Origin of the sequence: Nitrosomonas sp. Is37, assembly GCF_033063275.1 — a bacterium.
GTDB lineage: Bacteria > Pseudomonadota > Gammaproteobacteria > Burkholderiales > Nitrosomonadaceae > Nitrosomonas.
The window spans coordinates 112,279-133,550 of the sequence record NZ_JAWJYP010000002.1; the positions used below are offsets into that span (position 1 = coordinate 112,279).

25 protein-coding genes are annotated in these 21,272 nt (G+C 44.3%); 18 read left to right on the plus strand and 7 right to left on the minus strand.

All coding sequences use genetic code 11. The features are described from left to right. Nucleotides 1-147 precede the first annotated feature (147 nt). The 11 genes from R2Q26_RS01540 to R2Q26_RS01590 all read left to right on the plus strand — a co-directional run bounded on the left by R2Q26_RS01540 (nucleotide 148) and on the right by R2Q26_RS01590 (nucleotide 7,170). The gene (locus tag R2Q26_RS01540) at nucleotides 148-513 is read left to right on the plus strand and encodes a hypothetical protein (protein WP_317534649.1); all 366 of its coding nucleotides are present in this window, start codon (nucleotides 148-150) and stop codon (nucleotides 511-513) included. 60 nt (nucleotides 514-573) lie between these two features. Next, complete coding sequence (locus tag R2Q26_RS01545) at nucleotides 574-858, plus strand: PepSY domain-containing protein (protein ID WP_317534650.1); 285 nt, start codon at nucleotides 574-576, stop codon at nucleotides 856-858. A gap of 127 nt (nucleotides 859-985) precedes the next feature. Continuing rightward, complete coding sequence (locus R2Q26_RS01550; protein ID WP_317534651.1) at nucleotides 986-1,204, plus strand: hypothetical protein; 219 nt, start codon at nucleotides 986-988, stop codon at nucleotides 1,202-1,204. Nucleotides 1,205-1,221: 17 nt separating this feature from the next. Then, nucleotides 1,222-1,905 (plus strand): response regulator transcription factor, encoded by a 684-nt coding sequence (locus R2Q26_RS01555; protein WP_317534652.1) that lies wholly within the window; start codon nucleotides 1,222-1,224, stop codon nucleotides 1,903-1,905. After that, on the plus strand, nucleotides 1,902-3,239 hold the full coding sequence (locus tag R2Q26_RS01560; RefSeq protein ID WP_317534653.1) for an ATP-binding protein: 1,338 nt from the start codon (nucleotides 1,902-1,904) through the stop codon (nucleotides 3,237-3,239). Before R2Q26_RS01555 ends, R2Q26_RS01560 begins: the two co-directional genes overlap by 4 nt. 278 nt (nucleotides 3,240-3,517) lie before the next feature. Beyond that, nucleotides 3,518-4,222 (plus strand): 2-C-methyl-D-erythritol 4-phosphate cytidylyltransferase, encoded by a 705-nt coding sequence (ispD, locus tag R2Q26_RS01565; RefSeq protein WP_317534654.1) that lies wholly within the window; start codon nucleotides 3,518-3,520, stop codon nucleotides 4,220-4,222. Continuing rightward, nucleotides 4,219-4,716 carry a 2-C-methyl-D-erythritol 2,4-cyclodiphosphate synthase gene (ispF, locus tag R2Q26_RS01570; RefSeq protein ID WP_317534655.1) on the plus strand — a complete coding sequence of 166 codons (498 nt, stop codon included), beginning with the start codon at nucleotides 4,219-4,221 and terminating at the stop codon, nucleotides 4,714-4,716. The genes ispD and ispF overlap by 4 nt, the downstream gene beginning before the upstream one ends. Then, complete coding sequence (gene thpR, locus R2Q26_RS01575) at nucleotides 4,709-5,260, plus strand: RNA 2',3'-cyclic phosphodiesterase (RefSeq protein ID WP_317534656.1); 552 nt, start codon at nucleotides 4,709-4,711, stop codon at nucleotides 5,258-5,260. Before ispF ends, thpR begins: the two co-directional genes overlap by 8 nt. A gap of 43 nt (nucleotides 5,261-5,303) precedes the next feature. Continuing rightward, complete coding sequence (gene tsaB, locus R2Q26_RS01580; protein ID WP_317534657.1) at nucleotides 5,304-5,978, plus strand: tRNA (adenosine(37)-N6)-threonylcarbamoyltransferase complex dimerization subunit type 1 TsaB; 675 nt, start codon at nucleotides 5,304-5,306, stop codon at nucleotides 5,976-5,978. Continuing rightward, nucleotides 5,975-6,436 (plus strand): ribosomal protein S18-alanine N-acetyltransferase, encoded by a 462-nt coding sequence (gene rimI, locus R2Q26_RS01585; RefSeq protein ID WP_317534658.1) that lies wholly within the window; start codon nucleotides 5,975-5,977, stop codon nucleotides 6,434-6,436. The genes tsaB and rimI overlap by 4 nt, the downstream gene beginning before the upstream one ends. Continuing rightward, nucleotides 6,433-7,170 carry a uracil-DNA glycosylase gene (locus tag R2Q26_RS01590; protein ID WP_317534659.1) on the plus strand — a complete coding sequence of 246 codons (738 nt, stop codon included), beginning with the start codon at nucleotides 6,433-6,435 and terminating at the stop codon, nucleotides 7,168-7,170. The genes rimI and R2Q26_RS01590 overlap by 4 nt, the downstream gene beginning before the upstream one ends. A gap of 135 nt (nucleotides 7,171-7,305) precedes the next feature. On the opposite strand, the gene lplT is transcribed toward R2Q26_RS01590, so the two are convergent. Together lplT and R2Q26_RS01600 are read right to left on the minus strand one after the other, a co-directional pair. Next, nucleotides 7,306-8,583 carry a lysophospholipid transporter LplT gene (gene lplT, locus R2Q26_RS01595; protein WP_317534660.1) on the minus strand — a complete coding sequence of 426 codons (1,278 nt, stop codon included), beginning with the start codon at nucleotides 8,581-8,583 and terminating at the stop codon, nucleotides 7,306-7,308. Nucleotides 8,584-8,798: 215 nt separating this feature from the next. Then, a complete protein-coding gene (locus R2Q26_RS01600; RefSeq protein ID WP_317534661.1) occupies nucleotides 8,799-9,263 on the minus strand; it encodes a septal ring lytic transglycosylase RlpA family protein in 465 nt (154 codons plus the stop codon). A 653-nt stretch (nucleotides 9,264-9,916) separates the two neighbouring features. Here R2Q26_RS01600 and prfB point away from each other — a divergent pair. After that, a protein-coding gene (gene prfB, locus R2Q26_RS01605; RefSeq protein ID WP_317534662.1) for a peptide chain release factor 2 occupies nucleotides 9,917-11,030 on the plus strand; the annotation gives its coding sequence in 2 pieces (ribosomal slippage) (nucleotides 9,917-9,997 and nucleotides 9,999-11,030; 1,113 coding nt in all). A 91-nt stretch (nucleotides 11,031-11,121) separates the two neighbouring features. Here prfB and R2Q26_RS01610 read toward each other — a convergent pair. Beyond that, a complete protein-coding gene (locus R2Q26_RS01610; protein ID WP_317534663.1) occupies nucleotides 11,122-12,291 on the minus strand; it encodes a CAP domain-containing protein in 1,170 nt (389 codons plus the stop codon). A 712-nt stretch (nucleotides 12,292-13,003) separates the two neighbouring features. Here R2Q26_RS01610 and R2Q26_RS01615 point away from each other — a divergent pair. After that, nucleotides 13,004-13,381 (plus strand): VOC family protein, encoded by a 378-nt coding sequence (locus R2Q26_RS01615; RefSeq protein ID WP_317534664.1) that lies wholly within the window; start codon nucleotides 13,004-13,006, stop codon nucleotides 13,379-13,381. 148 nt (nucleotides 13,382-13,529) lie between these two features. On the opposite strand, the gene R2Q26_RS01620 is transcribed toward R2Q26_RS01615, so the two are convergent. Together R2Q26_RS01620 and R2Q26_RS01625 are read right to left on the minus strand one after the other, a co-directional pair. Then, entirely contained in the window at nucleotides 13,530-13,757 is a 228-nt protein-coding gene (locus R2Q26_RS01620; RefSeq protein ID WP_317534665.1) for a hypothetical protein, read from the minus strand. A gap of 22 nt (nucleotides 13,758-13,779) precedes the next feature. Next, nucleotides 13,780-14,268, minus strand: coding sequence for a phage protease (locus R2Q26_RS01625; RefSeq protein ID WP_317534666.1), 489 nt, complete (start codon nucleotides 14,266-14,268; stop codon nucleotides 13,780-13,782). A 423-nt stretch (nucleotides 14,269-14,691) separates the two neighbouring features. Between R2Q26_RS01625 and R2Q26_RS01630 the strand changes: the two genes are divergently transcribed. The 5 genes from R2Q26_RS01630 to R2Q26_RS01650 all read left to right on the plus strand — a co-directional run bounded on the left by R2Q26_RS01630 (nucleotide 14,692) and on the right by R2Q26_RS01650 (nucleotide 17,862). Continuing rightward, on the plus strand, nucleotides 14,692-15,576 hold the full coding sequence (locus R2Q26_RS01630; protein ID WP_317534667.1) for a hypothetical protein: 885 nt from the start codon (nucleotides 14,692-14,694) through the stop codon (nucleotides 15,574-15,576). 13 nt (nucleotides 15,577-15,589) lie between these two features. After that, the gene (locus tag R2Q26_RS01635; RefSeq protein WP_317534668.1) at nucleotides 15,590-16,192 is read left to right on the plus strand and encodes a hypothetical protein; all 603 of its coding nucleotides are present in this window, start codon (nucleotides 15,590-15,592) and stop codon (nucleotides 16,190-16,192) included. Between the two features lie 78 nt (nucleotides 16,193-16,270). After that, the gene (locus R2Q26_RS01640; protein WP_317534669.1) at nucleotides 16,271-16,765 is read left to right on the plus strand and encodes a GNAT family N-acetyltransferase; all 495 of its coding nucleotides are present in this window, start codon (nucleotides 16,271-16,273) and stop codon (nucleotides 16,763-16,765) included. A gap of 95 nt (nucleotides 16,766-16,860) precedes the next feature. After that, complete coding sequence (locus tag R2Q26_RS01645) at nucleotides 16,861-17,478, plus strand: hypothetical protein (RefSeq protein ID WP_317534670.1); 618 nt, start codon at nucleotides 16,861-16,863, stop codon at nucleotides 17,476-17,478. A 99-nt stretch (nucleotides 17,479-17,577) separates the two neighbouring features. Then, nucleotides 17,578-17,862: a hypothetical protein gene (locus R2Q26_RS01650; protein WP_317534671.1), complete on the plus strand. Its 285-nt coding sequence runs from the start codon at nucleotides 17,578-17,580 to the stop codon at nucleotides 17,860-17,862. Nucleotides 17,863-18,013: 151 nt separating this feature from the next. Here the strand turns inward: R2Q26_RS01650 and R2Q26_RS01655 are convergent, their stop codons facing one another. Together R2Q26_RS01655 and R2Q26_RS01660 are read right to left on the minus strand one after the other, a co-directional pair. After that, entirely contained in the window at nucleotides 18,014-18,484 is a 471-nt protein-coding gene (locus tag R2Q26_RS01655) for a DUF1348 family protein (RefSeq protein ID WP_411182304.1), read from the minus strand. A gap of 340 nt (nucleotides 18,485-18,824) precedes the next feature. After that, nucleotides 18,825-21,227 (minus strand): Tex family protein, encoded by a 2,403-nt coding sequence (locus tag R2Q26_RS01660; RefSeq protein WP_317534673.1) that lies wholly within the window; start codon nucleotides 21,225-21,227, stop codon nucleotides 18,825-18,827. Between the last annotated feature and the right edge of the window lie 45 nt (nucleotides 21,228-21,272).

The following is a 21,272-nucleotide window of genomic DNA, read 5'->3' on the forward strand; positions in this document are numbered from 1 at the left end:
CGATCATGCGTACCCATGATTCCTGCAAATAGCAAATCCTATTTTTTATTCTTTTCTGATTGTTCAGCTTGTGTTTATGATCTCCAGGATAAAGTGATCACCAACAGAAGAAATTCTGATCAATAAAAATAATCAAGGAGGCATACCATGAAGATGAGAACTAAAAGGAATACGCTAATAAAATTGTTAGCTGCATTGTTGTTGAGTGTTGCGCTAGCGGTTCCCATGGTAGTTGAAGCTGGAAGAGGTCACCACTACTACCATCATCATGACCATGATGATGACTATGACGATGACTATGACGATGATTATGATGACTATCATGAACATCATTATTACGACCCCGGACCAGGATATGGTGGTTATGGCCGGCCGCATCATCACCATAATCATTACATTACGCGGAACATTTATTATGACCAACCTTATTATCCACCCGCTTATGGCGTAGCACCGGGTAACTTTTTCCTGGGTATTGGCACGGGAGATGCCCGTTTTATGTTAGGCTATTAAGGATCATGCCCGGTGTAGAAAACGTTATTCTGCCACCGGCTGGCTTATAGCTATTAGAGAATGATGACATATCGATATTGCTTGGTGATTGCTATTTTTATTGCATTCTTTATGCCTGCGGTCACTCTTGCGCAGAAAAATTCTCCTTATTATCAACCAAGCACTCAGCATACGGAAATTTCCCAACAACAAGCAGTTACCATTGCACAGCAACATATTCCAGGGCGCCTTTTATCTGTCCAGCGTGCGTCTGATAGCTATCGTGTCAAGATTTTAAGTAGCAGAGGAACTGTACGCATTGTGACAATAGACGCTAATAGTGGTGCGGTTATCGCTACTCATTAATACTCATTAAAACAGAGAGTATCTCCATGCAATTCTGCCCAACTGGATTATCAAGTTTGCAGATCTTTACTGAATAAACACTTAACCTAAAAACCGCAGTTGACCGCTTGATTGGAGAGTTAATCCCATGATATATAGAGGTATTTTAGAGATTTTCTTGTTCACTAGAATGGTGAGGCCGCTACAAGGTGCATCGTATGTCGCTCCAGGCACGAATACGGCGTTGCTCTTTGTTGTGGGAGGAGACCCTGCGACTTCATCGCGCCTTGCCTCGCACCTGGATCACCACACGCTCCATCCCGTCCAACTGCGGTTTTTAGGTTTAACACAATATCTGACTATTTAAGCTACTCGATTGACATCATGCGAATCTTAGTTATTGAAGATGAAACCAAGTTGCAAAAGCAAATTAGTCAGCAACTGGAAGCGGATGGATACATGGTCGATACTTGTGATAACGGTGAGGAAGGTTTGTATATCGCAAGTGAGTATCCATTAGATGCAGCTATTGTTGATATCGGTTTGCCTGGTTTATCTGGCCTAGAAGTTATTGCTGCTTTACGAAAGCGGGGAAGCTTGCTGCCCATACTTATTCTTACAGCACGCAATAGCTGGCAAGATAAGGTTAAAGGTTTGGAGATGGGTGCGGATGATTATCTTGCCAAGCCATTTCAAATGGAAGAATTACAAGCCAGACTCAAGGCACTGCTGCGTCGTGCAACTGCCATTCCGAGTACAACGTTGAAGTCTGGACCTATTACACTTAATTTGACCGAACAAACGGTCAAATTAAGTGATGACCTCGTTGATCTGACTACTTTTGAATATCGCTTACTGGAGCATTTTATGCGTCATCAGGGTGAAGTCATTTCAAAACAGACACTTACTGATTATCTTTATTCCCACGATGATAATCATGATAGTAATGTGTTAGAGGTTATGATTGGACGTTTGCGCCGTAAACTTGATCCTGACGGAAAGCTTAACCCAATAGAAACGTTACGTGGACGTGGCTACCGCTTTGCGATCAAATCCTCATCATCATGAAATCACTTAATCAGCGTATTCTATTCAGTGCCTCATTGGTGCTTTTTATCTTTATTGTGGGTACTGCGTTGACGCTGGATCGTGCTTTTTACGATAGTGGTCAGAGAGCGCTACAAGATCGGATGCTTGGCAAGCTTTTTCTACTGATGGGGGAGGTTGAAGTGGATGACAATGGTAGTTTATCCATGCCAGAAGAGCTCCCGGCTCTAATTGAATTCGAGCAGCTCAATTCAGGTGTTTATGCATTTATTACTGATCAGACAAATACCCCTATCTGGAGATCGTTTTCTACTTTGAGTATCCCCATACCGGCACGAGCCATTCTATTAGAGGGAGAGAAAAAATTCGAGCAGATTATGCTTAATGATGAGCCACACTTCATTTATAGTTTTGCTGTAGACTGGGAAACAGATGGGGGTGATTATCCGCTTACTTTTCATGTGATCATGGAGAGTATCTCGCTTGAAGCACAAATAGACAGCTATCGTAGAGATTTGTGGGGCTGGCTGGGGGTGATGGGGTTATTATTATTGATTATGCAGATGCTGGTGTTGCATTGGGGACTTCGACCGATGCGACAGGTTTCGTCAGAGCTGAATGCCGTTGAATCAGGAATGCAAGAAAGTGTGCAAGGGATCTACCCAGTCGAATTAAAACGCCTTACCGACAATATCAATTCGTTGATTCAACACGAACGAAAACATCAACAGCGTTACCGCAATGCACTAGCCGATCTAGCGCATAGCCTTAAAACACCTCTGACTATTCTGCGAGGTGCAAGCAGAACTGAAAAACTTTCACAGAATATGCAAGCTGTTCTCGATGAACAGATCGATCAGATGGATAGCATTATTCAGTATCAGTTACGTCGTGCTGCGACAGCTGGTAGCTCGCCTGGAACAAGGCTGACTGCATTACGCCCAGTTGTTGAGAAAATTGTTAATACGGTCAATCGCGCCCATTTCGAGAAATGTCCAGAGATTGTCATTGAAATTGAGCCTGAGCTTTGTTTGAGGATGGATGAGGGTGATTTGATGGAGCTGCTCGGGAATTTAATTGATAACGCATTCAAATGGTGTCGGCAAGCAGTTGCCATATCAGCCCGGTATGCACACGATGATATCGTGCTCAAAGTAGAAGACGATGGTCCCGGTATCAAACAGGAAGAAATAGGCAGGCTCCTCGAACGAGGAGTCAGAGCTGATCAAGCGATGCCAGGTCATGGTATCGGCTTGGCCATTGTTCGGGATATTGTTCAGGCGTACGATGGTGCCTTATCTATCGAGCCGAGCAGGAACATTGGTGCATCTTTTATCATCAGAATAAAGCGTTAATAGAAATTCTTGCAAATCAGGCTATTTCAGTCTTAAATTGTGCATCTTTTTATTGATGCGCAATGATCGTCTTTGTCTACTTGAGTCCTCTGCGTTTGTAATGCGTCAAACAAGAAAGGATGTGAGATAATTACGAACAAGCACTCTACTAAGCTCATATAAGTAATAACAGACCATGAACTATCCGCTGCGGTAAGCATTGCTGATTTCTGAATTGAAAAAACAGAGCCTAAATACTGCGCAGCCTTCATCCCATTAAACCAGTTGAGAAACCAAGCATGGCTAGATTTATCGCATTGATTCCTGCTGCAGGCTCCGGTTCGCGCATGAATAATCAATTGCCAAAACAGTATTTATCTTTGGCTGGTAAACCAATGATTTATCATGCCTTGCATACATTGTGCAGTTCCTCGCGTATCTTCAAGGTATTTGTTATTCTTGCCCCAGATGATAATGAATGGGGTCATTACGATTGGCCATCCTTTTCTGACAAACTGGCCGTGCGGTATTGCGGAGGGGCAACGCGCGCTGACAGCGTATTGAATGGATTGAAGTCAATGCAAGCAGACGCGTCTATCCGTCATGATGATTGGGTCCTCGTGCATGATGCTGCACGTCCTTGCCTGACTATCTCTCAGCTTGATCAACTCATTGATGTGCTAGCAGTAGATGAGGTTGGCGGGTTATTGGCTATTCCGGTCGCGGATACCTTAAAACGCGCTGATCCAAATCAACGTGTTATGTGCACAGAATCCAGAAATGGTTTATGGCAAGCGCAAACGCCGCAAATGTTTCGCCTGGGTCTTTTAATGGATGCGCTGGGTAAAGTGGATAGTACCACTATAACGGATGATGCCAGCGCGATCGAGGCTTTGGGTCTTCGTCCCAGATTGGTGCTGAGTGATGCTTATAACTTCAAAGTCACTTATCCTCAAGATTTGGCTTTAGCAGAACTTATTTTGCAAAAAAGGGAAACAAAGTGAAGAATATAAGAGTTGGCCAGGGTTTTGATGTGCATCAACTGGTAGAAGGTCGCGATCTGATCATTGGTGGGGTAACGATTCCTTACGAGAAAGGATTATTGGGGCATTCTGACGCGGATGTACTGCTGCATGCGCTGTGTGATGCATTAATCGGTGCAGCTGCATTAGGCGATATCGGTCAGCATTTTTCAGATAAGGATGCACGTTATAAAGATATTGACAGTCGCGTGCTATTACGTGAGGTGTACCGGTTGTTGATCAGCAAACGCTACAGGGTCATCAATATCGATGCAACTATAATTGCACAGGCACCTAAAATGGCCCCACATATCCTGGCGATGGTTGCTAACATTGCCCAAGATTTGAATATGTCTACCAGCGATATTAATATCAAGGCAAAAACTGCGGAGAAACTGGGCTTTGTAGGCCGGGGAGAGGGAATTGTGGCCGAAGCCATCTGTTTGATCGCGAAAACTGACGACATTTGTGACTGAAGAAAATATTTCTCCAGAAGAGACCATAAAAGTTTTTTTTGCAGTCTGGCCTGATGCCGCTGCCCAAGAAAAACTGAGTAAACTAGCCGGCCAACTAGTTAGCCTTTGTAGTGGCAGGGAAATCAACTCCTTCCTGATCCATCTCACCTTGGTATTTATTGGGAATGTAACTAGCCAGCAACTAGAAACGCTGCACCAGGTAGCGAATGAAGTCAAACAATTAAGCTTTGATTTGACTATGGATGAAATTCAATACTGGCAACATAACCGCATTGTTCATGTTGGCCCAAGCCAATGTCCTGCAGAGCTTTCTGCATTGGTAAACGATTTGCAGAATAGATTGTCTCAGGCAGGTTTCTCGCTTGAAAAACGCCGCTATATTCCGCACATTACTTTGGTAAGAAAAGCTTTATGCAAAAATTTGCCAAATTTGACGACTTCGATTACCTGGCATGTCAATGAATGGACGTTGGTGCAATCCAAACAGACCGATCAGGGCTCTGTTTATGTTTCACTTGACCGCTGGCCTCTGAAAGAAGTCTGATGCGGTATCACATTGTTCTTCAGAAAGATTCTTTTAGTTTCTAATGAAAATTCTAGCACTTGATACTTCTACTGAATATTGCTCACTGGCACTGTGGCTGGAGGGTGAGACGCTGAGCAAGGAAGTATTGGCTGGGCAAAAGCATACTGAATTGCTGCTGCCGATGCTGCAGGAAATGCTGGCTGAATCCGGGCTGGCTTTGACTCAATTAGACGGCTTTGCTTTCGGTGCCGGTCCAGGATCATTTACGGGTTTACGGATAGCGTGTGGCATAGTGCAAGGGTTGGCGTTTGCGACAGATCTGCCTGTTATTGGGATTAGCACGTTGGAAGCAATGGCGCAAAGAATTGGTGCAAGCCACGTCATGACAGCGCTTGATGCGCGTATCGGTGAAATTTATTATGCCGCTTATATTCAAGCGGCTGATGATTGGTCAATTGTACAAGCACCCATACTCTGTTTGCCCCAACATATCCCTCAGCCTCCGGGTGAGGGCTGCTGGGTTGGGTGTGGCAGCGGTTTTGATCAGTACCATGAGCTGCTAAGCCAACTCTATAGCAACAGTTTGTGTCGAATTGAGTTGGGGTGTTATCCGCACGCTCAAGAAATTGCGCTGCTCGCTGCTCCAAAATTGATGAAAGGATTAGGCATTGCTGCCGAAGAGGCTGCTCCTGTTTATATACGAAACAAGGTGGCTTTGAAGGAAAGCGAGCGATGAGTGATTCCTTGCAAGAAGTCTATCACATCCGAGAAATGCGCTTGGAGGATGTGCGTCGTATCATTCTCATTGAACGTGAAATTTTTCTTTTTCCCTGGACAGAGATGAATTTTGCTGACTCGATCACAGCAGGTTACTACTGCCGCGTAATAGAATTAAATGATTTGCTTATCGGTTACGGTATCATGATGATAGGTCCAGATGAGGCCCATATTCTGACGATTGGCATCTCAGCTCAATGGCAGCATCAGGGCTGGGGGCGCAGGCTGCTGCAGTATTTCATTGATCTCGCCAGACAACAGCAATCTGTAGCAGTATTGCTGGATGTGCGTGTGTCCAATGGCGTTGCGGCCAATTTATACCGACAACTAGGTTTTGAACAAATCGCGATTCGTAAAGGATATTATCCTGCCATGGGTGGGCGTGAAGACGCGCTGGTGATGAGACTGAAGTTATGAGTCAACGACGCAAAGAGATATTAAGAGAACTCGGTTTGACCCCTATTTGGCGTCGGAGGGGAGATAATGCTCTGAGCGAGCCAGCACCATCGACTTTGACGATTGATCAGTCTGTTCCAGTAGTCAATGCCACAATAACAGCAACTAATGATCGAGAAGCGCAAATTTCAAGGATGGATTGGGCGCAGCTCAAAGCTGCAGTTGCTGGCTGTACGGCATGCCCGCTCTGTCAGTCAAGAACGCAAACGGTGTTCGGAGTGGGTGATGAACAGGCCGATTGGTTGTTTATCGGTGAAGGACCTGGTGCGAAAGAAGATGAAATAGGAGAGCCGTTCGTTGGTCAAGCAGGTAAATTGCTTGACAATATGCTGAGGGCTATTCAATTGCAGCGCGGTGATCGGGTTTATATCACCAATATCGTAAAATGCCGCCCGCCTAATAATAGAAATCCTGAGCCCAGCGAGGCTGAGCAGTGCCACCCTTATCTGGCACGACAGATTGTATTGATTAAACCCAAGCTTATTGTTGCATTAGGAAAAATTGCGGCACAGAATTTATTGCATACCAATGAAAGTATTGCCAATCTCCGTGGCAAGTTACATTATTATTCAGATATTCCTTTGATCGTTACTTATCATCCCGCCTATCTATTACGCTCACTCGCAGAGAAAGCCAAGGCATGGGAAGATTTATGCTTTGCCAAAGCAACTATGCAATCCTTGTTAACGCAATGATTTTCTCGGTAAAGCAGTTATTCCATTTCTAGATCAAACCTGACTTTGTCGGCTTCTCCTTGCCGTATTATTTATACTGTCTGTGGTTCGCTCTTGCGTCATTTCTGATTTGGAAATGGAATTACATGATAATCATCAATGTATTTTATGCATACCAATCATATGAAGTGAATCCTGCTTGCTTTGATTAAACAGGTGCCATTTATGGATGAGAATCATGGTCACAGCCACAAATAAACCAAATAGCGCAATTACAACATAAATATGCACATCCAGCATGATGAGCAGCGCATACAGCGATATCATGGCAAGAATACTGAGATTCTCATTGAAATTCTGCACTGCGATCGAATGACCGGCGCCCATTAAAATATGTCCGCGATGCTGTAGTAGGGCATTCATTGGTACCACAAAAAAACCAGCCAGACTACCGATCAAAATAAGCAATACAATCGCAATCCATAAATCTCGCACAGTAATCATTATCATAACGACTAATCCCATGGCAATACCGAGTGGGATGACTTTTACTGAATCGCGCAGAGTGATTAATTTAGCAGCTAAGACCGCTCCGAGCGCAATGCCGAGTGCCACTACACCTTGTAATTGTGCCGCTTCATTGAGTGGAAAGCCAAGTGCGATATCAGCCCATTTCAAAACAATAAACTGCAAAGTGGCACCTGCTCCCCAGAACAAAGTTGTGACAGCAAGCGAGATTTGTCCAAGCTTGTCGGTCCATAATAACTTGACGCAATGTGCAAATTCGTGGATCAGAAATGACGGATTCTTTCTGAGTATTCGATGATCAATCCCTGTATTGGGTATGAATAAATTAAAAGTGGCTGCAATCATATAACACACTGCAACAAGCAGAAGAGCTACTGCTATTGGTGTATCTAATAACCCTATATCAATGAAAGGAAAATCAAACGATAGCAAGACAGACGAAATGGCCGGGGTGATGAGAAGTCCACCAAACACTGTGCCAAGTACGATAGATGCTACAGTTAATCCTTCAATCCAGCCATTGGCAATGACCAATTTTTCTGGTGGCAACAACTCAGTTAATATGCCGTACTTTGCAGGAGAATAAGCCGCTGCACCTAACCCCACTATAGCATAAGCTCCGAGCGCAAAATATTGGTGCACGGCAAAGAACAAAAGTGCACAGCCAACGATTTTAATCAAGTTGCTGATAAACATGACCCGCCCCTTAGCCATGGAATCAGCAAATGCACCAACGTAGGGTGCCAGGATGACATAAAACAGCACAAATACGAATTTGAGCATGGGGGTAAGAAAAGCGGGGGCATGCAAGTCAGTTAATAGCGCGATCGCTATTACTAATAATGCATTATCAGCTAATGACGAAAAAAATTGTGCCGCCATTATCGTATAGAATCCGCGCTCCAAGAGTCCTCCTTAAATAACCTCGATTTAAAATCTTTCAGTAATGCTTATTAGAAAGTAGCAGTTTATATCCTGAAATAAATAGCTACCCGTAAGCTGAATAATACCTTTTATGTGCTTCATTTAGATGAATATTTTATTTCGTCTTAGCAAGACGGCAAAATATCAATACTATGGCGGTAACTCTCCTGAATGATAGTTCCCGTGAAACCAGGCTGTTATGGATTGCTGGCTAGACTCTCAAGGTATTCTACCCTTACTTGACCAAGACCATGTAAACCAATCTTTTTAGCCGCACCATGTGATAGGTCAATTAATCTGTTTCTTTTGAAAGGACCACGATCGTTGACAACGACATCGACGGTACGGCCATTGCTAAGATTGGTAACCCTTACTTTGGTGGGCAAGGGGAGGGTCTTATGTGCAGCAGTCAGCCCTTGCGGATTAAAACGTGTACCCATCGCAGTTCGATTACCCGATTCTTTGCCATACCATGAAGCAATTCCTTTCTCACGATAACCTGCTGCTGAGGACATTGGATAATATGTTTTACCTCCTACTTTATAGGGTCTATTGTACGATGCATTATTTTTATAGGGTGCAGCTTGCTTGGTCCGGGATACTGATGAGGTAGGAGTTTTTGTGGGAGTAGAACAGCCACTGAATAAAAAGACGAACAGCAATATCAATATCCCAGTAGTGCTTGAACGTGGTAACTTGCTAGTCGTTTGCAATTCTATAAACTTGATCGTAAATAGTTCATAAACTGGATTTGTTCTTGTTTTAAGTAGACTGAATCTTGATCTTATTATCGTCATCATCACCTTTGTTATCTTTTTTAAGGTTGTTCAATAGCATTTTGATTTCGGCTAGAGAACATTTAGCTCAGACTGAACGTTATTAGATTAGCTTTGTTTCAGATTTTACAAACTTTTCCAACTATTGGAATCAAATTGTGTAACTCATTGCAATGAGGAACACCAGATTTAATATCATAACAATCGTTTCTCATTTAGCCAAATAGGATAGAGCTAAATTATTTATAGCTATACTGGAAAATCTATGCTTGCCCAGAATTTTTGAAGATTGATGCTAATGATATGAAAAAGCATAAAAGATTTTCAATTAAGTAATTTTGGTGTTTACGACGCAGAGGATGGAGGAAGGTAATTAATAGTTGTTACTTTGGCAGGATATGCGCCAGATGCCCTGGTAAATCTTAATGGTATCAATCTAGCTTGATACAGTCAGGAACTGGGTTCGTCTTGTAATCAGGCAAATTGACTGAATAAACGCTACAATATTTCTTTGATTATATATTTTGGATTGTAAACGTATGGAAGTAGAACAACTCAATAGCCTGATTCATGACCTCGCCGATCTCAGTGATCGAGAGAAAGCATTGCGGAGGTATCTTTGACTTCGATAATAAGAAGCTACGCCTGACTGAAGTCACACGGCAGGCAGAAGATCCAGCAGTCTGGAACGATGCACAGCGTGCTCAGGAGCTAGGGCGCGAGAAAAAAATGCTGGAAAGTGTGGTATCGATGCTTGAGGCGATCTACAGGCAGTTACAGGATGCCGATGAATTACTGCAGATTGCGAAAGAAGAAAATGACGAAGCAACCTTGCAAAGCATTGTATCCGACGTCGCGCAACTCGAGAAGAAGGTAGCGGATATGGAGTTCCGCCGCATGTTTTCAAATCCTATGGATCCCAGCAATTGTTTTGTCGATATTCAATCTGGTTCAGGGGGTACAGAGGCCCAAGATTGGGCATCCATGCTGGAAAGAATGTATTTACGCTATTGCGAGCGCCGCGATTTTGCAGTAGAGGTGCTTGAAGAGTCTGCGGGCGACATCGCGGGAATTAAAAGTGCCACGCTCAAAGTGACAGGTGATTATGCCTATGGCTATTTACGAACCGAAACAGGAGTACATCGCCTGGTGCGTAAATCGCCGTTTGATTCGGGTAACCGCCGTCATACCTCTTTTGCCAGTGTATTCGTTTACCCGGAAGTCGATGATAGCATCGAGATTGACATCAACCCGGCAGATTTGCGTGTGGATACCTTCCGAGCATCTGGGGCAGGTGGTCAGCATATCAATAAGACCGACTCGGCTGTCCGGATTACCCATCTTCCTACCAATATCGTGGTGCAATGCCAAAGTGGTCGATCCCAGCATCGGAATAGAGCGGATGCCATGGCCATGCTGAAATCACGTCTCTACGAGGCAGAATTGCGGAAGCGTAATGAGACCAAGCAAGCGGTAGAGGATGCTAAGACTGATATCGCATGGGGTTATCAGATCCGTTCCTATGTGCTGGATCAATCTCGCATTAAGGATTTACGGACTAATGTTGAAATCGGCAACACGCAAGCAGTACTTGATGGCGATCTGGATGATTTTATCGAAGCCAGTTTGAAACAGGGTGTTGATGCTGTCTAAATTTAGAAAAAAGAACAGACCACAATCTAACTTCTGTTAAATTGTAGTCTGTTTACGGAGGAGTTTCACACGTTAATTTTTACCTGAGTGATCAGAGATCAAAGATAATCATACCTGCGGTAATATCATTCAAATTGATACCAACTAGATTAATAGACGTATCTTGGCCAAACTCAATAGTAGTACCATCCGTTGTTTGATCAATATTTGTAATAAATGAAACGAGTTGCTCGATACTATTGATTTCAAATTTTCCAGAATCAAAGAATAAGTAATCTTCACCAATAGTAAAATCATTCACTTGGAAATGACCCAATGTATAAAAGCCAAAGGTGTCGTTTCCTTCTTTACCAGTAAGATCGTTATTTACGACATTGTTATTATTTCCTCCCGAACCTGGGATTACATTATCGTCAGGAGGAGTGACCAGCGTATCCGGATTCGATGAGTTATCAGTGACTGTATTGGGTTCAGGAGCCGGTGTTGGTTCAGGAGTCGGTGCTGGTTCAAGAGCTGGTGCTGGTACAGGAGCAGGCGTACTATCACCCGTGACTGGATCAATCAGATCCTGCTTGATATTCTTGCTACCGATGCTAACTTGCAGAGTGGTTGGAGTAAATCCGTTACCAGCAAAACTGACTGTATAGTTTCCAGAAGCAAGCTCCAATTCATAACCGCCAGCTGAGCTAGTCTGTGTCGTTGTGACAGTGCCAGTTGCATTATTTTTGGCACTCACAGTAAAGTTGCCTAACCCTTCATTGATATCGTAATGCTTATCACCATCCAAGTCATCAAATGCAACCCCTGTCAGAAAAGGATTTGTTGCCGTTTTGGCAAAATCTTGCGTAACGAAAGCACCTTCGTAACTGCTGTACGGACCAACTTCTAGACCAACCCCAATTTCACGGAAATTGTCATTTAAGATATTGGCCCTATGACCAGATGAATTCATCAACGAGGTATTTAATTGCTCCACTTCATCTACCAGGCCAGCCGGTGCGCTGGTGCTCCTCCAGCCGATATTTTCTCCCCAGGTCCAAGCGCCGGAGAATGTGTAACCTGCTGCTCCCATACGATCACCTGGGCTCGATCCACCTGCGCCGGTGTGAGAGAAAGTGTCGGTTGCGATCATCCAGCTGCTATGATTTTCTGCCGCTTCGTTTAGATTACCATCGAAAGCGAGAGGTTGAGCACCAACCTTAGCACGTTCAGCATTGATAAGTTCCAGCATGTATTGCTCATAAGCATTTGCTTGAGACATAAATGTGACTCCATTTTTTTTGATTTGTAGAATTTAAAGAGTATTGTTCTAAAAGCAGCTTTAGCTTTTTGCTTGTAGAGCAAAACTCTTTAGTCTCCTTCTACAAAAGGCAATATCTATGCCAAAAAATATTTATGATAATAGAATCAATTGGTTCTGTTTTCTTTGAAAATAAGGAAAGAAATCTGAATGTCTCTGCTCAGCTACATAAAAATTAGTAAATTTAATTAATGTTATGTTTTATAGTAGTTTTTTTATGTAGTTATAAGGAGACGATTTATGCAAATTGAATTAACAATTCACTCGAATCCAGTATGAACGACGTTAAAAGCCGATGTGATGCTACTTTTGGGGTTTAGAAAATGATCTTAAAAAATGGTTTGTTTGCGTAAAAATCACTTTCTAACCTAAAAACTGCTATAAGGACTTATCCATGAATGCAAGGTGAATTTTTTCCCCTAATGGTATTGGAGCGAATACATAGCTTCCTGCTATTGCTAGCCGGAAAGGGCCCGACAAACGTAACAACTTTGTTGATGTTAATGTCAAAGGTTTAGAAAATATACTAAAACCATATAGTTATTCCATTTCTAAATCAAACCTAACTTTGTCGGTTTCACCTTGCCGTATTATTTATACTGTCTGCGGCTCGCCTTCGCGTCATCTTTGATTTAGAAATGGAATTACTTGTTAAACCAACACGGAGGAAGTTGTGAATACTATTTCATATTTTGAAATCCAATCCGCTCATCCAGAAGCTGCAGTGAATTTTTATCGAGAGATTTTCGGGTGGCGGTTTACAAAGGATGAGGATATACCGATTCCATACTGGCGCATTGAGACTGATGGGATTCGAGGTGGTTTACTTCAGCGGCCAGCTCCGACACCACCGCAGGAGTGTGGAACAAATGCATACGTGTGCTCAGTCGAAGTGGTAGACATCGACACGTTAGCTGACAAAATAGAATTGCTTGGTGGTCAAGTCGCGTTACCGAAATTCGCGGTTCCTGGCGTGTGTTGGCACGCGTACTTTGTTGACCCTGATGGAAACACGTTTGGACTCTTTCAGCCCGATCCCGAAGCGCGCTAGTAGGATTCTCAACATCGCAAGTGAAAAGGTGTCTGCCTGGAAGAAATAAATTCAAGTGCCTGGCAAGCAGTTGCAGGTGACGCTACGTTGCGTACATCTCGCCCGAACCACAGCGCTAAACATTAGATGCTTAGTCGGAGGTAACTAACTATGGAAACAAACGAAAAAATCTTTGCATTTGATAGTGGCATTTCATCACTGTGATCGTCATGAACTTGGCTGAATCGGGGTGATCTGCTGCAGTTATGAGAGCTGCTATGGCACCATCTTTTGAGCAAAGCGTTACGATCAGACTGGCCAGCACAGATTCAGCATCCGCAGTTTCATTCTGACCTGTGAGTTTGCGTAGGGCAGCCAATAGCTGTTCTAGTCGCATATCTTTTTCAATAGATAAAAATTTAGCTGCTGCGACCCCCGTCTACACCATCCAGTGCAGGATTGTTGATTAGCGCAGCATGTAACAGTCGTGTGACCGCTCTGTCTTTTGTTATGAACAAAAATAGGGAGATGTAGCGGTACTCACCAGCTTCGATCATCTGGCTTGCGCGTTCGGTCCATTTCTCATCGATGGCAAACAAACCAGACTCACGCCATTCCAGCTTGCCAAACCAACCTGCAGCCAGGGTGGGTTGACCGTTTTGTGCAGAAAGCAGCGTCTGGCGTTCGTAGTCCACCACCGTTCGGTTTACACGGCTTTCAAATTCGGCTATCAGGTTCGCTGTCAGTGCTACATCGATGTACCAGTGCGGCACATCCTTCGGACGACCATCAATTGCACGGAATTCTCCTAGAGGGAATAGCTGAATTTCACGATTTGGTGTTACAGAAATGACGCATGCGGCCAAACCGAAAGAATGATGATCTTGTTTAGATTGTTTTCGATTCATGCCGCCATGGTACCGGCGGCATGGGAAGGGGTTAAGGATGAATCAATTCATCCTTAAAACAGAGAGTTAACTAAAAAGACTAAACTTCATCAATAGGCCAATCAAACGGGAAACCATAAAGAGAGAAGTCTTCGTGCATATCAATAGAAGTTGTGACTTAATTTAACAGAGCTTTTTAAATGTGATCCCTCAGTTTTGCCAAAACCAATCGACCAATTTCTTTTAATAAATTCTCGAATAATTTTGTTAAACAATATGTGACAACCAGTACTATCATGATTTTCAGAACTCTTTATTATTTCATTTAGGATGATATACGGTTAACAAATATAACAAACGTAACTATTTTGTTGCTGTTAATACCAAAAATATGGATGATACACAAAAACTATATAATTATTTATTAAGTGAATAAATAACAGCATGAATTATCACGATTTAGATAGATTCCGGAAAGAAATAGAATCAATTGAACGATTCTTTATGGAGCTAGCGGCGCGTGAAGATGAAGTCCTAACTTTTGGGATTCGTAGGGCTACTCAGTGGGAAAGCTTCGGGGCAATCCAAGAGATTCTTCCGGCCTTTGAGGCTAAAATCTATGAATTTCTCGCATTTCTCCGGCCGATTAATAAGCAACTTCTCGAAAATACTCAAGAATTAGTTCAAGGAACGAAGCTTGCTGAATCTATAGCTAGTATTCAAGTTTCACTTCGCATAGCTGCGGAAAGGAGATCTTTAGGGGTTAGAGGCGAGCTTTTCAATACTTTCCTTTTCCACTTGCCTTACTTCTCAAATTTGTACCGCAGACGCCGTCTGTTTTCGGAAGAGGTGGTATCAATTCAAAAGATACTCGTGACCCTTGGTCGCCTGAAAAATCTTATCACGGTGGCTGGCAACTATTTCATTAGGCGCTGGAGTACAGATAATGACGTTTTCCGGCCATCAAACCTTGATGAAGGAAGAATTATTAATCATATTGAAATTGCAATAAGTGAACTGGAGCAGAACATAGCGTTACCAGAAGATGAAAAAAAACAACTAATAGAATATTTATATAAAGCAAAAAGTGAATTAGCTGAAGATTGGCCATCATGGAATAAAATTGTTGGTGCGCTAGTGATCGCGGCAGCCATTATTAGCGGTATCGCAGATGCTCGGCAAGCGTACGAAAACATCGATTCTATAATAAAATACATACTTGGTACTTCTGTAGAGCATCATATTCCATCAACAGTGCCATTGCTTGAAAGAAGTCGGTTTAGAAGAAATGACGATGGTATATTTAATGACCCAATTCAGCTCGCCTAACAATCACATGCACATGGACAAAATAAAGCTGCAGAGCGAAGTGGCGCAGCTTTATTTTGCCGGTGATGTGAGGGCATTAACTTACATCAACATGGATCCGATACAAAAAGAATTTGAGAGAGGCATCGGGGACCGATTCATCGAATGGTGGTTCAACATCGAGACTGGCGAAAATTATTATTTTGCTGGTCGTGCTGATCGTGCGCCAGATTTAATCTATTCGTCGCGTGGCTCCGAGATACAGATAGAAGTCACTGCCGCGTATTATGACAATGAACACGCCGCTTTCCTTTGGAAAGGAGCCCGTGGCGCACCGGACGCACCTGCTGATTGGAGCGGCATAAACGCGCACAAATCACTGGCCGAGGCTATTTCTAAGCGAATCGTGGAGAAATCACAGAATCGTTATGGCCCTAATACCGTCCTCCTCATTCAAGTTCCTCCGGGCGTAACTACTTCCGAGGAGTTGGCTTCCTTGCTTAGTAAAAAGATTTTGCCTTCTCAGGTACCTTTCGTTGGAGTATATGTTGTTGGTAGGTTCCCTACCACTTTATACAGCGCTGGTGGCTACCGAGTAATTCCACTAAAGGAAGTCCTGCGTGTGCGTGTGGGCTGACCCTGCAATGTACCAAGTCTGCGCGAAAAGCCGCGAAGGCCGGTGATTCTGGACGTTATGTGTAGCAAGGGACAGAGTGTGCGCATTGAAACAGAACGCCTATCTATTAGAGACGCCACGGAAGATGACATAGAATTTCTCGCAGCGATTCAGACAAACGAAGTAGTTCAAATGCATGTCGGCGGAGTGTTAGATACATTTGAGAATACTGTCGCGCATATCCGGAAACACCCAGAAAATCTTAGCGATTTTTACGTAATATCCATTAGACCAGAAGGCTTCTCAATCGGGGTTGTAGCTTTTGTTCCGAATAGATACTTAGGTAAGAGAGAAATATTGATTGAACTGATGCCGGACCATTTCGGAAAGGGTTATGGCCCAGAAACACTTTCTGCAATTAGGGACTGGTGGCTTGAAACAAATGGAGCTGATTATATGTATGCCACAGCCAGACCAGAAAACTTAGCATCTATTTCAATGCTTAAGAAAGCGCAATTCCAGTTGGTAAACGAGTACGAGGAACTTTTTAAACCAAGGCAATTTGTTTTCAAATATGAGCGAGCAAACCCATAACAATCTTATCAACTCGGAAGCTATAAAGCTTTATTGCGCTGCACTTTTTAGTGCAAGTTACGTGACCCGTTGGGTGTCTTAAAAATGTTTCTGGCATGACGCAGAATTTTCACTTGATCTTTAAGCGAGCAGACAGTTCGGTAGACCGCGCTAAATTTTTATCTAGAATTTTTGGCATTTTTTCAGAAGAAATTGTTTCATTGTGGGCACAAGATGAACGTGCACCATATCGAAACCTCGGTCGCCCAACAATTAAGACTCCCGGAGATAGCCGCGGACACACGTTAGATTTCACGTTTCAAGAGCGCTCCAGTGGAAATATTTTCGTCGTAGAGATGAAATGTGAAATTGAATACCAAAACTTCAGGTATTTTATTCTGGAGCAGGCCAAGCAGCTTGAGCACCACAATAAGCCAGCATTTGAAGCATTTTTGAGGACAACAAAATTTCCTTCCGACCAGGCTATTTTTGTTGGAGGGAAAGCTATAAAAACTCACGGTGCTATCCTTATTTGGGGCTCCGTCACACCAGAAGGAAGGAAAGCTGTTATAGCCTCCAAGGGATTTTATGATGTTCTGTCCATCGAAGAAATCTGCCATGAACTTTCAGGATGGAACCATGGGGGGTACAAAGCCTTACTTGCTGAACGTCAAGGCTGGTGCAATGAGCTCTTTGCGGGACTCTCGGGAGGTCACATCAAAAACACCCATTAATCAAATGTATCAAACTGTAAAAAGGTGTCAGTCATTGCATAGTGCATGAAGTGCATTTATGGTACGTAGCCATAAATGAATATGGAGAAGAATGGTTTTATGGCACATCCGATCAGATTGGAGTTTTCGAGTGGTTTATACCATGTTATGTCAAGGGGGAAGAGTGGAGAAGTTATTTTTGATGAAGATGAGGATAGACAGCAGTTTCTTGATTTGTTAGCAGAGCTGATAATACGCTATGAAGCAATATGTTATGCCTACTGCCTTATGGATGATTACGAACATCATCTTTTGCTAGAAACACCAAGGCAAATCTATCTCAAATATAATGTTTATTACAGTATTGTTAGTCAATTAATTCGTTCATTCTGCAAGATGCAATGACTGACACCTTTTTATATAAGCGGCGCCGACTATCACGATAAAGATCGTGACGGCCCACATAATCGGATTGTTTGCTAGCGACCTCGGCGCGTGATTGGCGATAACCATGGTTGCTCCGGTGTTGGGTAAGGCCTAACGTTAGGCGGCAGACTCATAGACCAAGCTCAGATAAACCAGGATGCTCGTCTGGCCTTCTGCCCAGTGGCCAATGATATTTGCGCTCAGATTCTTTGATTGGGAGATCATTGATACTTGCCATGCGCCTGTGCATAAAACCACTTTCATTGAACTCCCAATTCTCGTTTCCGTATGAGCGGAACCAGTTACCTGAATCATCGTGCCATTCGTATGCAAAGCGAACGGCAATACGGTTTTCATGGAACGCCCAAAGCTCTTTTATGAGTCTGTACTCAAGCTCCCTGTTCCACTTGCGCACAAGAAACTGGACAACAGCTTCACGCCCACAAAGGAACTCTGAACGGTTTCTCCAAACTGTGTTTGGAGTATACGCCAGAGAAACTTTTTCTGGGTCTCGTGTATTCCATGCATCTTCGGCAAGCCTTACTTTCTTTGCTGCCGATTCAGCGTCAAATGGAGGAAATGGCGGCCTTGGTTGTTCTATTTGACTCACGTTTCTTTTCCGATACTTGATATTTTCCCTTTTATGCCGCCTAACTAGAATTAAAAAAAGGTGTCAGTCATTACATTTACGCGGAACGATAGGGCCAGATACCGTCTTGCTATATAACATCTAACTTTTTTGTGCTCTTTTAACAATCTGACTAACAGTAGAGTGATGCAACCCAAATTTGTCCACGGTCTGCTCTTAGCGGTCTCACCATTGCAGATTCCTTAATTCCAACGAACCAAAAAATAACCCAAAGATTGGCGTAATGCAAGACTATATCTGAACCATTATGTTTTCTTTTCTTTAAAAGTTATAGTCTCATAAAAACATCTGCTTACTTTTTCTCCTTGGCACGTGCCAGCGCCAGGGCAAATGCGCTGATCGGCTCTGGTTTACGGGAGGTCTTTTGCTGCGAGTCACGTGACTTCCGTTTGCGTGGTTCCTGAGGGCGGGAAGGGCGTGTGTCGGCGCTGGTGGAGGAGGTGTCTGCTTTGTCGTCCAAACGCATAGTCAGGCTGATGCGTTGCCGGGTTGGATCGACTTCCAGCACTTTTACCTTGACGATCTGACCGGGTTTGACGATTTTGTGGGGATCCTGGACAAATTTGTTTGCCAGGGCGGATACGTGCACCAAGCCATCCTGATGCACGCCGATATCGACGAAGGCGCCAAAGGCAGCTACATTAGTGACGACGCCTTCGAGGATCATGCCAGGTTGTAGATCAGTAAGCGACTCGATGCCGTCCTGGAAAGTTGCTGTTTTGAATTCCGGGCGCGGATCGCGACCAGGCTTTGCTAGCTCCATGAGAATGTCACGCACGGTGGGCAGTCCGAATATTTCATTGGTGAATTCATTGGGGGATAACCCTTTCAGGACATCTGGTTTGCCCATGACGTGTTCTATGCCTTTTTTCAGGCTTGTGAGGATATGCTCGACCACGGGATAAGCTTCCGGATGTACAGCTGATCGATCCAGCGGATTATCGCCGTCATTGATACGTAAAAAACCTGCTGCCTGTTCAAAAGTTTTTTCACCCACACGCGGCACTTTAAGTATCGTTTGGCGATTCGGAAAGGGGCCATGGGCGTCGCGATATTCCACAATGTTCTGAGCTAGAATGCGGTTCAGGCCGGAAACCCGTGACAGCAAAGGTGTCGATGCGGTATTGACGTCCACGCCGACCGCATTGACGCAATCCTCTACGGTGGCATCAAGCGAGCGTGCCAGAATGCGTTGATTGACATCGTGTTGATACTGACCGACACCAATTGACTTGGGTTCGATTTTTACCAGCTCTGCCAATGGATCTTGTAAACGCCTGGCGATGGACACGGCGCCGCGCAGACTCACATCCAAATCGGGAAACTCGGCTGCGGCAAAAGCTGAAGCGGAATAAACCGAAGCGCCTGCTTCGCTGACCACGATTTTAGCTACCTTGAGCTCCGGTTTTTGTTCTGCCACCAGCTTGATGGTTTCAACGGCCAATTTATCCGTTTCACGGCTGGCAGTGCCATTGCCAATTGAAATCAATTCGACACCATGCCGGATCACTAATTGTGCGATGGTTGCGAGTGCTCCCTGCCAGTCATTGCGTGGCTGATGGGGATAGATAGTGCCTGTTTCCAGTAGTTTTCCGGTCGCGTCTACCACAGCCACTTTGCAGCCGGTGCGGTAGCCAGGATCAAGGCCGAGCACGGCCTTAGGGCCTGCCGGAGCGGCTAACAGTAATTCACGCAGATTGCGGCTAAAAATCTTGATGGCTTCCGCTTCTGCTGCTTCGCGCAATTGCAGCAACAATTCGGTGCTGAGATGCAGGTGTGCTTTGACACGCCATGTCCAGTGACAGACGTCTACCAGCCATTTATCCGCGTTGCGTCCTCGATTCTCGATGCCAAAATGTGCTGCGATCATGGCGACACAAGGGTGAGGTGCGATAGTTTCAGCCGCTTCATCCAGGCCGAGATCAATTTTGAGTATTCCCAGTGCTCGGCCACGAAACAATGCCAGTGCGCGATGCGAAGGGATAATGCGGATCGGTTCCGAATAGGCGTAATAGTCGCGAAACTTTTCCTCTTCCGCCATTTCCTTGCCTGCTATGACGGTGGAAGACACAATGCCTTCGTTCCACAGTTTGCTGCGCAGGGCAGCGAGTAAATCAGCCGTTTCGGCAAAACGCTCAGCAAGAATATCACGCGCGCCTTCGAGGGCGGTTTTCACATCTGGAATGTTGATTGCTTCCACCCCTTCAGCGGCTGGCTGTACCTTGATGTATTTCGCTGCTTCTTGCTCGGGAATTAGCGTCGGGTCGTGCAGTAACGCATCGGCTAGAGGCTCCAAACCTGCCTCACGTGCGATTTGGGCACGCGTGCGACGTTTGGGTTTGTAAGGTAGATAAATATCTTCCAGGAGCTGTTTCGTTGCAGCTTGTTCGATGGCAAGACGCAGTTCATCGGTGAGCTTGCCTTGCTCCTCGATCGAAGCCAGGATTGTCATCCGCCGATCTTCTAGTTCGCGCAGATATTGCAGGCGTTCCTCTATATTTCGTAGTTGCGTATCGTCTAGATTATTGGTTACTTCCTTGCGATAACGCGCAATGAAAGGCACCGTTGCGCCGCTATCGAGCAGATTGACTGCCGCTGCTACCTGAGAAGGAGCGACACCGAGTTCTTGGGCAATGAGCTGCACGATCTTTTGCTGTGCTGCATCAGAAATCGTTTGTGTGGTTGATGGGGTCATAGAATCTATTTTGCTTGGGGTTCAAAAGCTGTGCGTATATTGATA

Coding starts and splice junctions, on each gene's coding strand:
- R2Q26_RS01555 (WP_317534652.1), top strand. CDS start 1,222: ATGCGAATCTTAGTTATTGAAGATGAAACCAAGTTGCAAAAGCAAATT.
- ispD (WP_317534654.1), top strand. CDS start 3,518: ATGGCTAGATTTATCGCATTGATTCCTGCTGCAGGCTCCGGTTCGCGC.
- R2Q26_RS01540 (WP_317534649.1), top strand. CDS start 148: ATGAAGATGAGAACTAAAAGGAATACGCTAATAAAATTGTTAGCTGCA.
- R2Q26_RS01550 (WP_317534651.1), top strand. CDS start 986: ATGATATATAGAGGTATTTTAGAGATTTTCTTGTTCACTAGAATGGTG.
- R2Q26_RS01630 (WP_317534667.1), top strand. CDS start 14,692: ATGAATTATCACGATTTAGATAGATTCCGGAAAGAAATAGAATCAATT.
- R2Q26_RS01645 (WP_317534670.1), top strand. CDS start 16,861: ATGACGCAGAATTTTCACTTGATCTTTAAGCGAGCAGACAGTTCGGTA.
- R2Q26_RS01545 (WP_317534650.1), top strand. CDS start 574: ATGATGACATATCGATATTGCTTGGTGATTGCTATTTTTATTGCATTC.
- R2Q26_RS01650 (WP_317534671.1), top strand. CDS start 17,578: ATGGCACATCCGATCAGATTGGAGTTTTCGAGTGGTTTATACCATGTT.
- R2Q26_RS01590 (WP_317534659.1), top strand. CDS start 6,433: ATGAGTCAACGACGCAAAGAGATATTAAGAGAACTCGGTTTGACCCCT.
- R2Q26_RS01620 (WP_317534665.1), bottom strand. CDS start 13,757: ATGCGACTAGAACAGCTATTGGCTGCCCTACGCAAACTCACAGGTCAG.
- R2Q26_RS01635 (WP_317534668.1), top strand. CDS start 15,590: ATGGACAAAATAAAGCTGCAGAGCGAAGTGGCGCAGCTTTATTTTGCC.
- R2Q26_RS01660 (WP_317534673.1), bottom strand. CDS start 21,227: ATGACCCCATCAACCACACAAACGATTTCTGATGCAGCACAGCAAAAG.
- R2Q26_RS01625 (WP_317534666.1), bottom strand. CDS start 14,268: ATGAATCGAAAACAATCTAAACAAGATCATCATTCTTTCGGTTTGGCC.
- rimI (WP_317534658.1), top strand. CDS start 5,975: ATGAGTGATTCCTTGCAAGAAGTCTATCACATCCGAGAAATGCGCTTG.
- R2Q26_RS01610 (WP_317534663.1), bottom strand. CDS start 12,291: ATGTCTCAAGCAAATGCTTATGAGCAATACATGCTGGAACTTATCAAT.
- R2Q26_RS01560 (WP_317534653.1), top strand. CDS start 1,902: ATGAAATCACTTAATCAGCGTATTCTATTCAGTGCCTCATTGGTGCTT.
- tsaB (WP_317534657.1), top strand. CDS start 5,304: ATGAAAATTCTAGCACTTGATACTTCTACTGAATATTGCTCACTGGCA.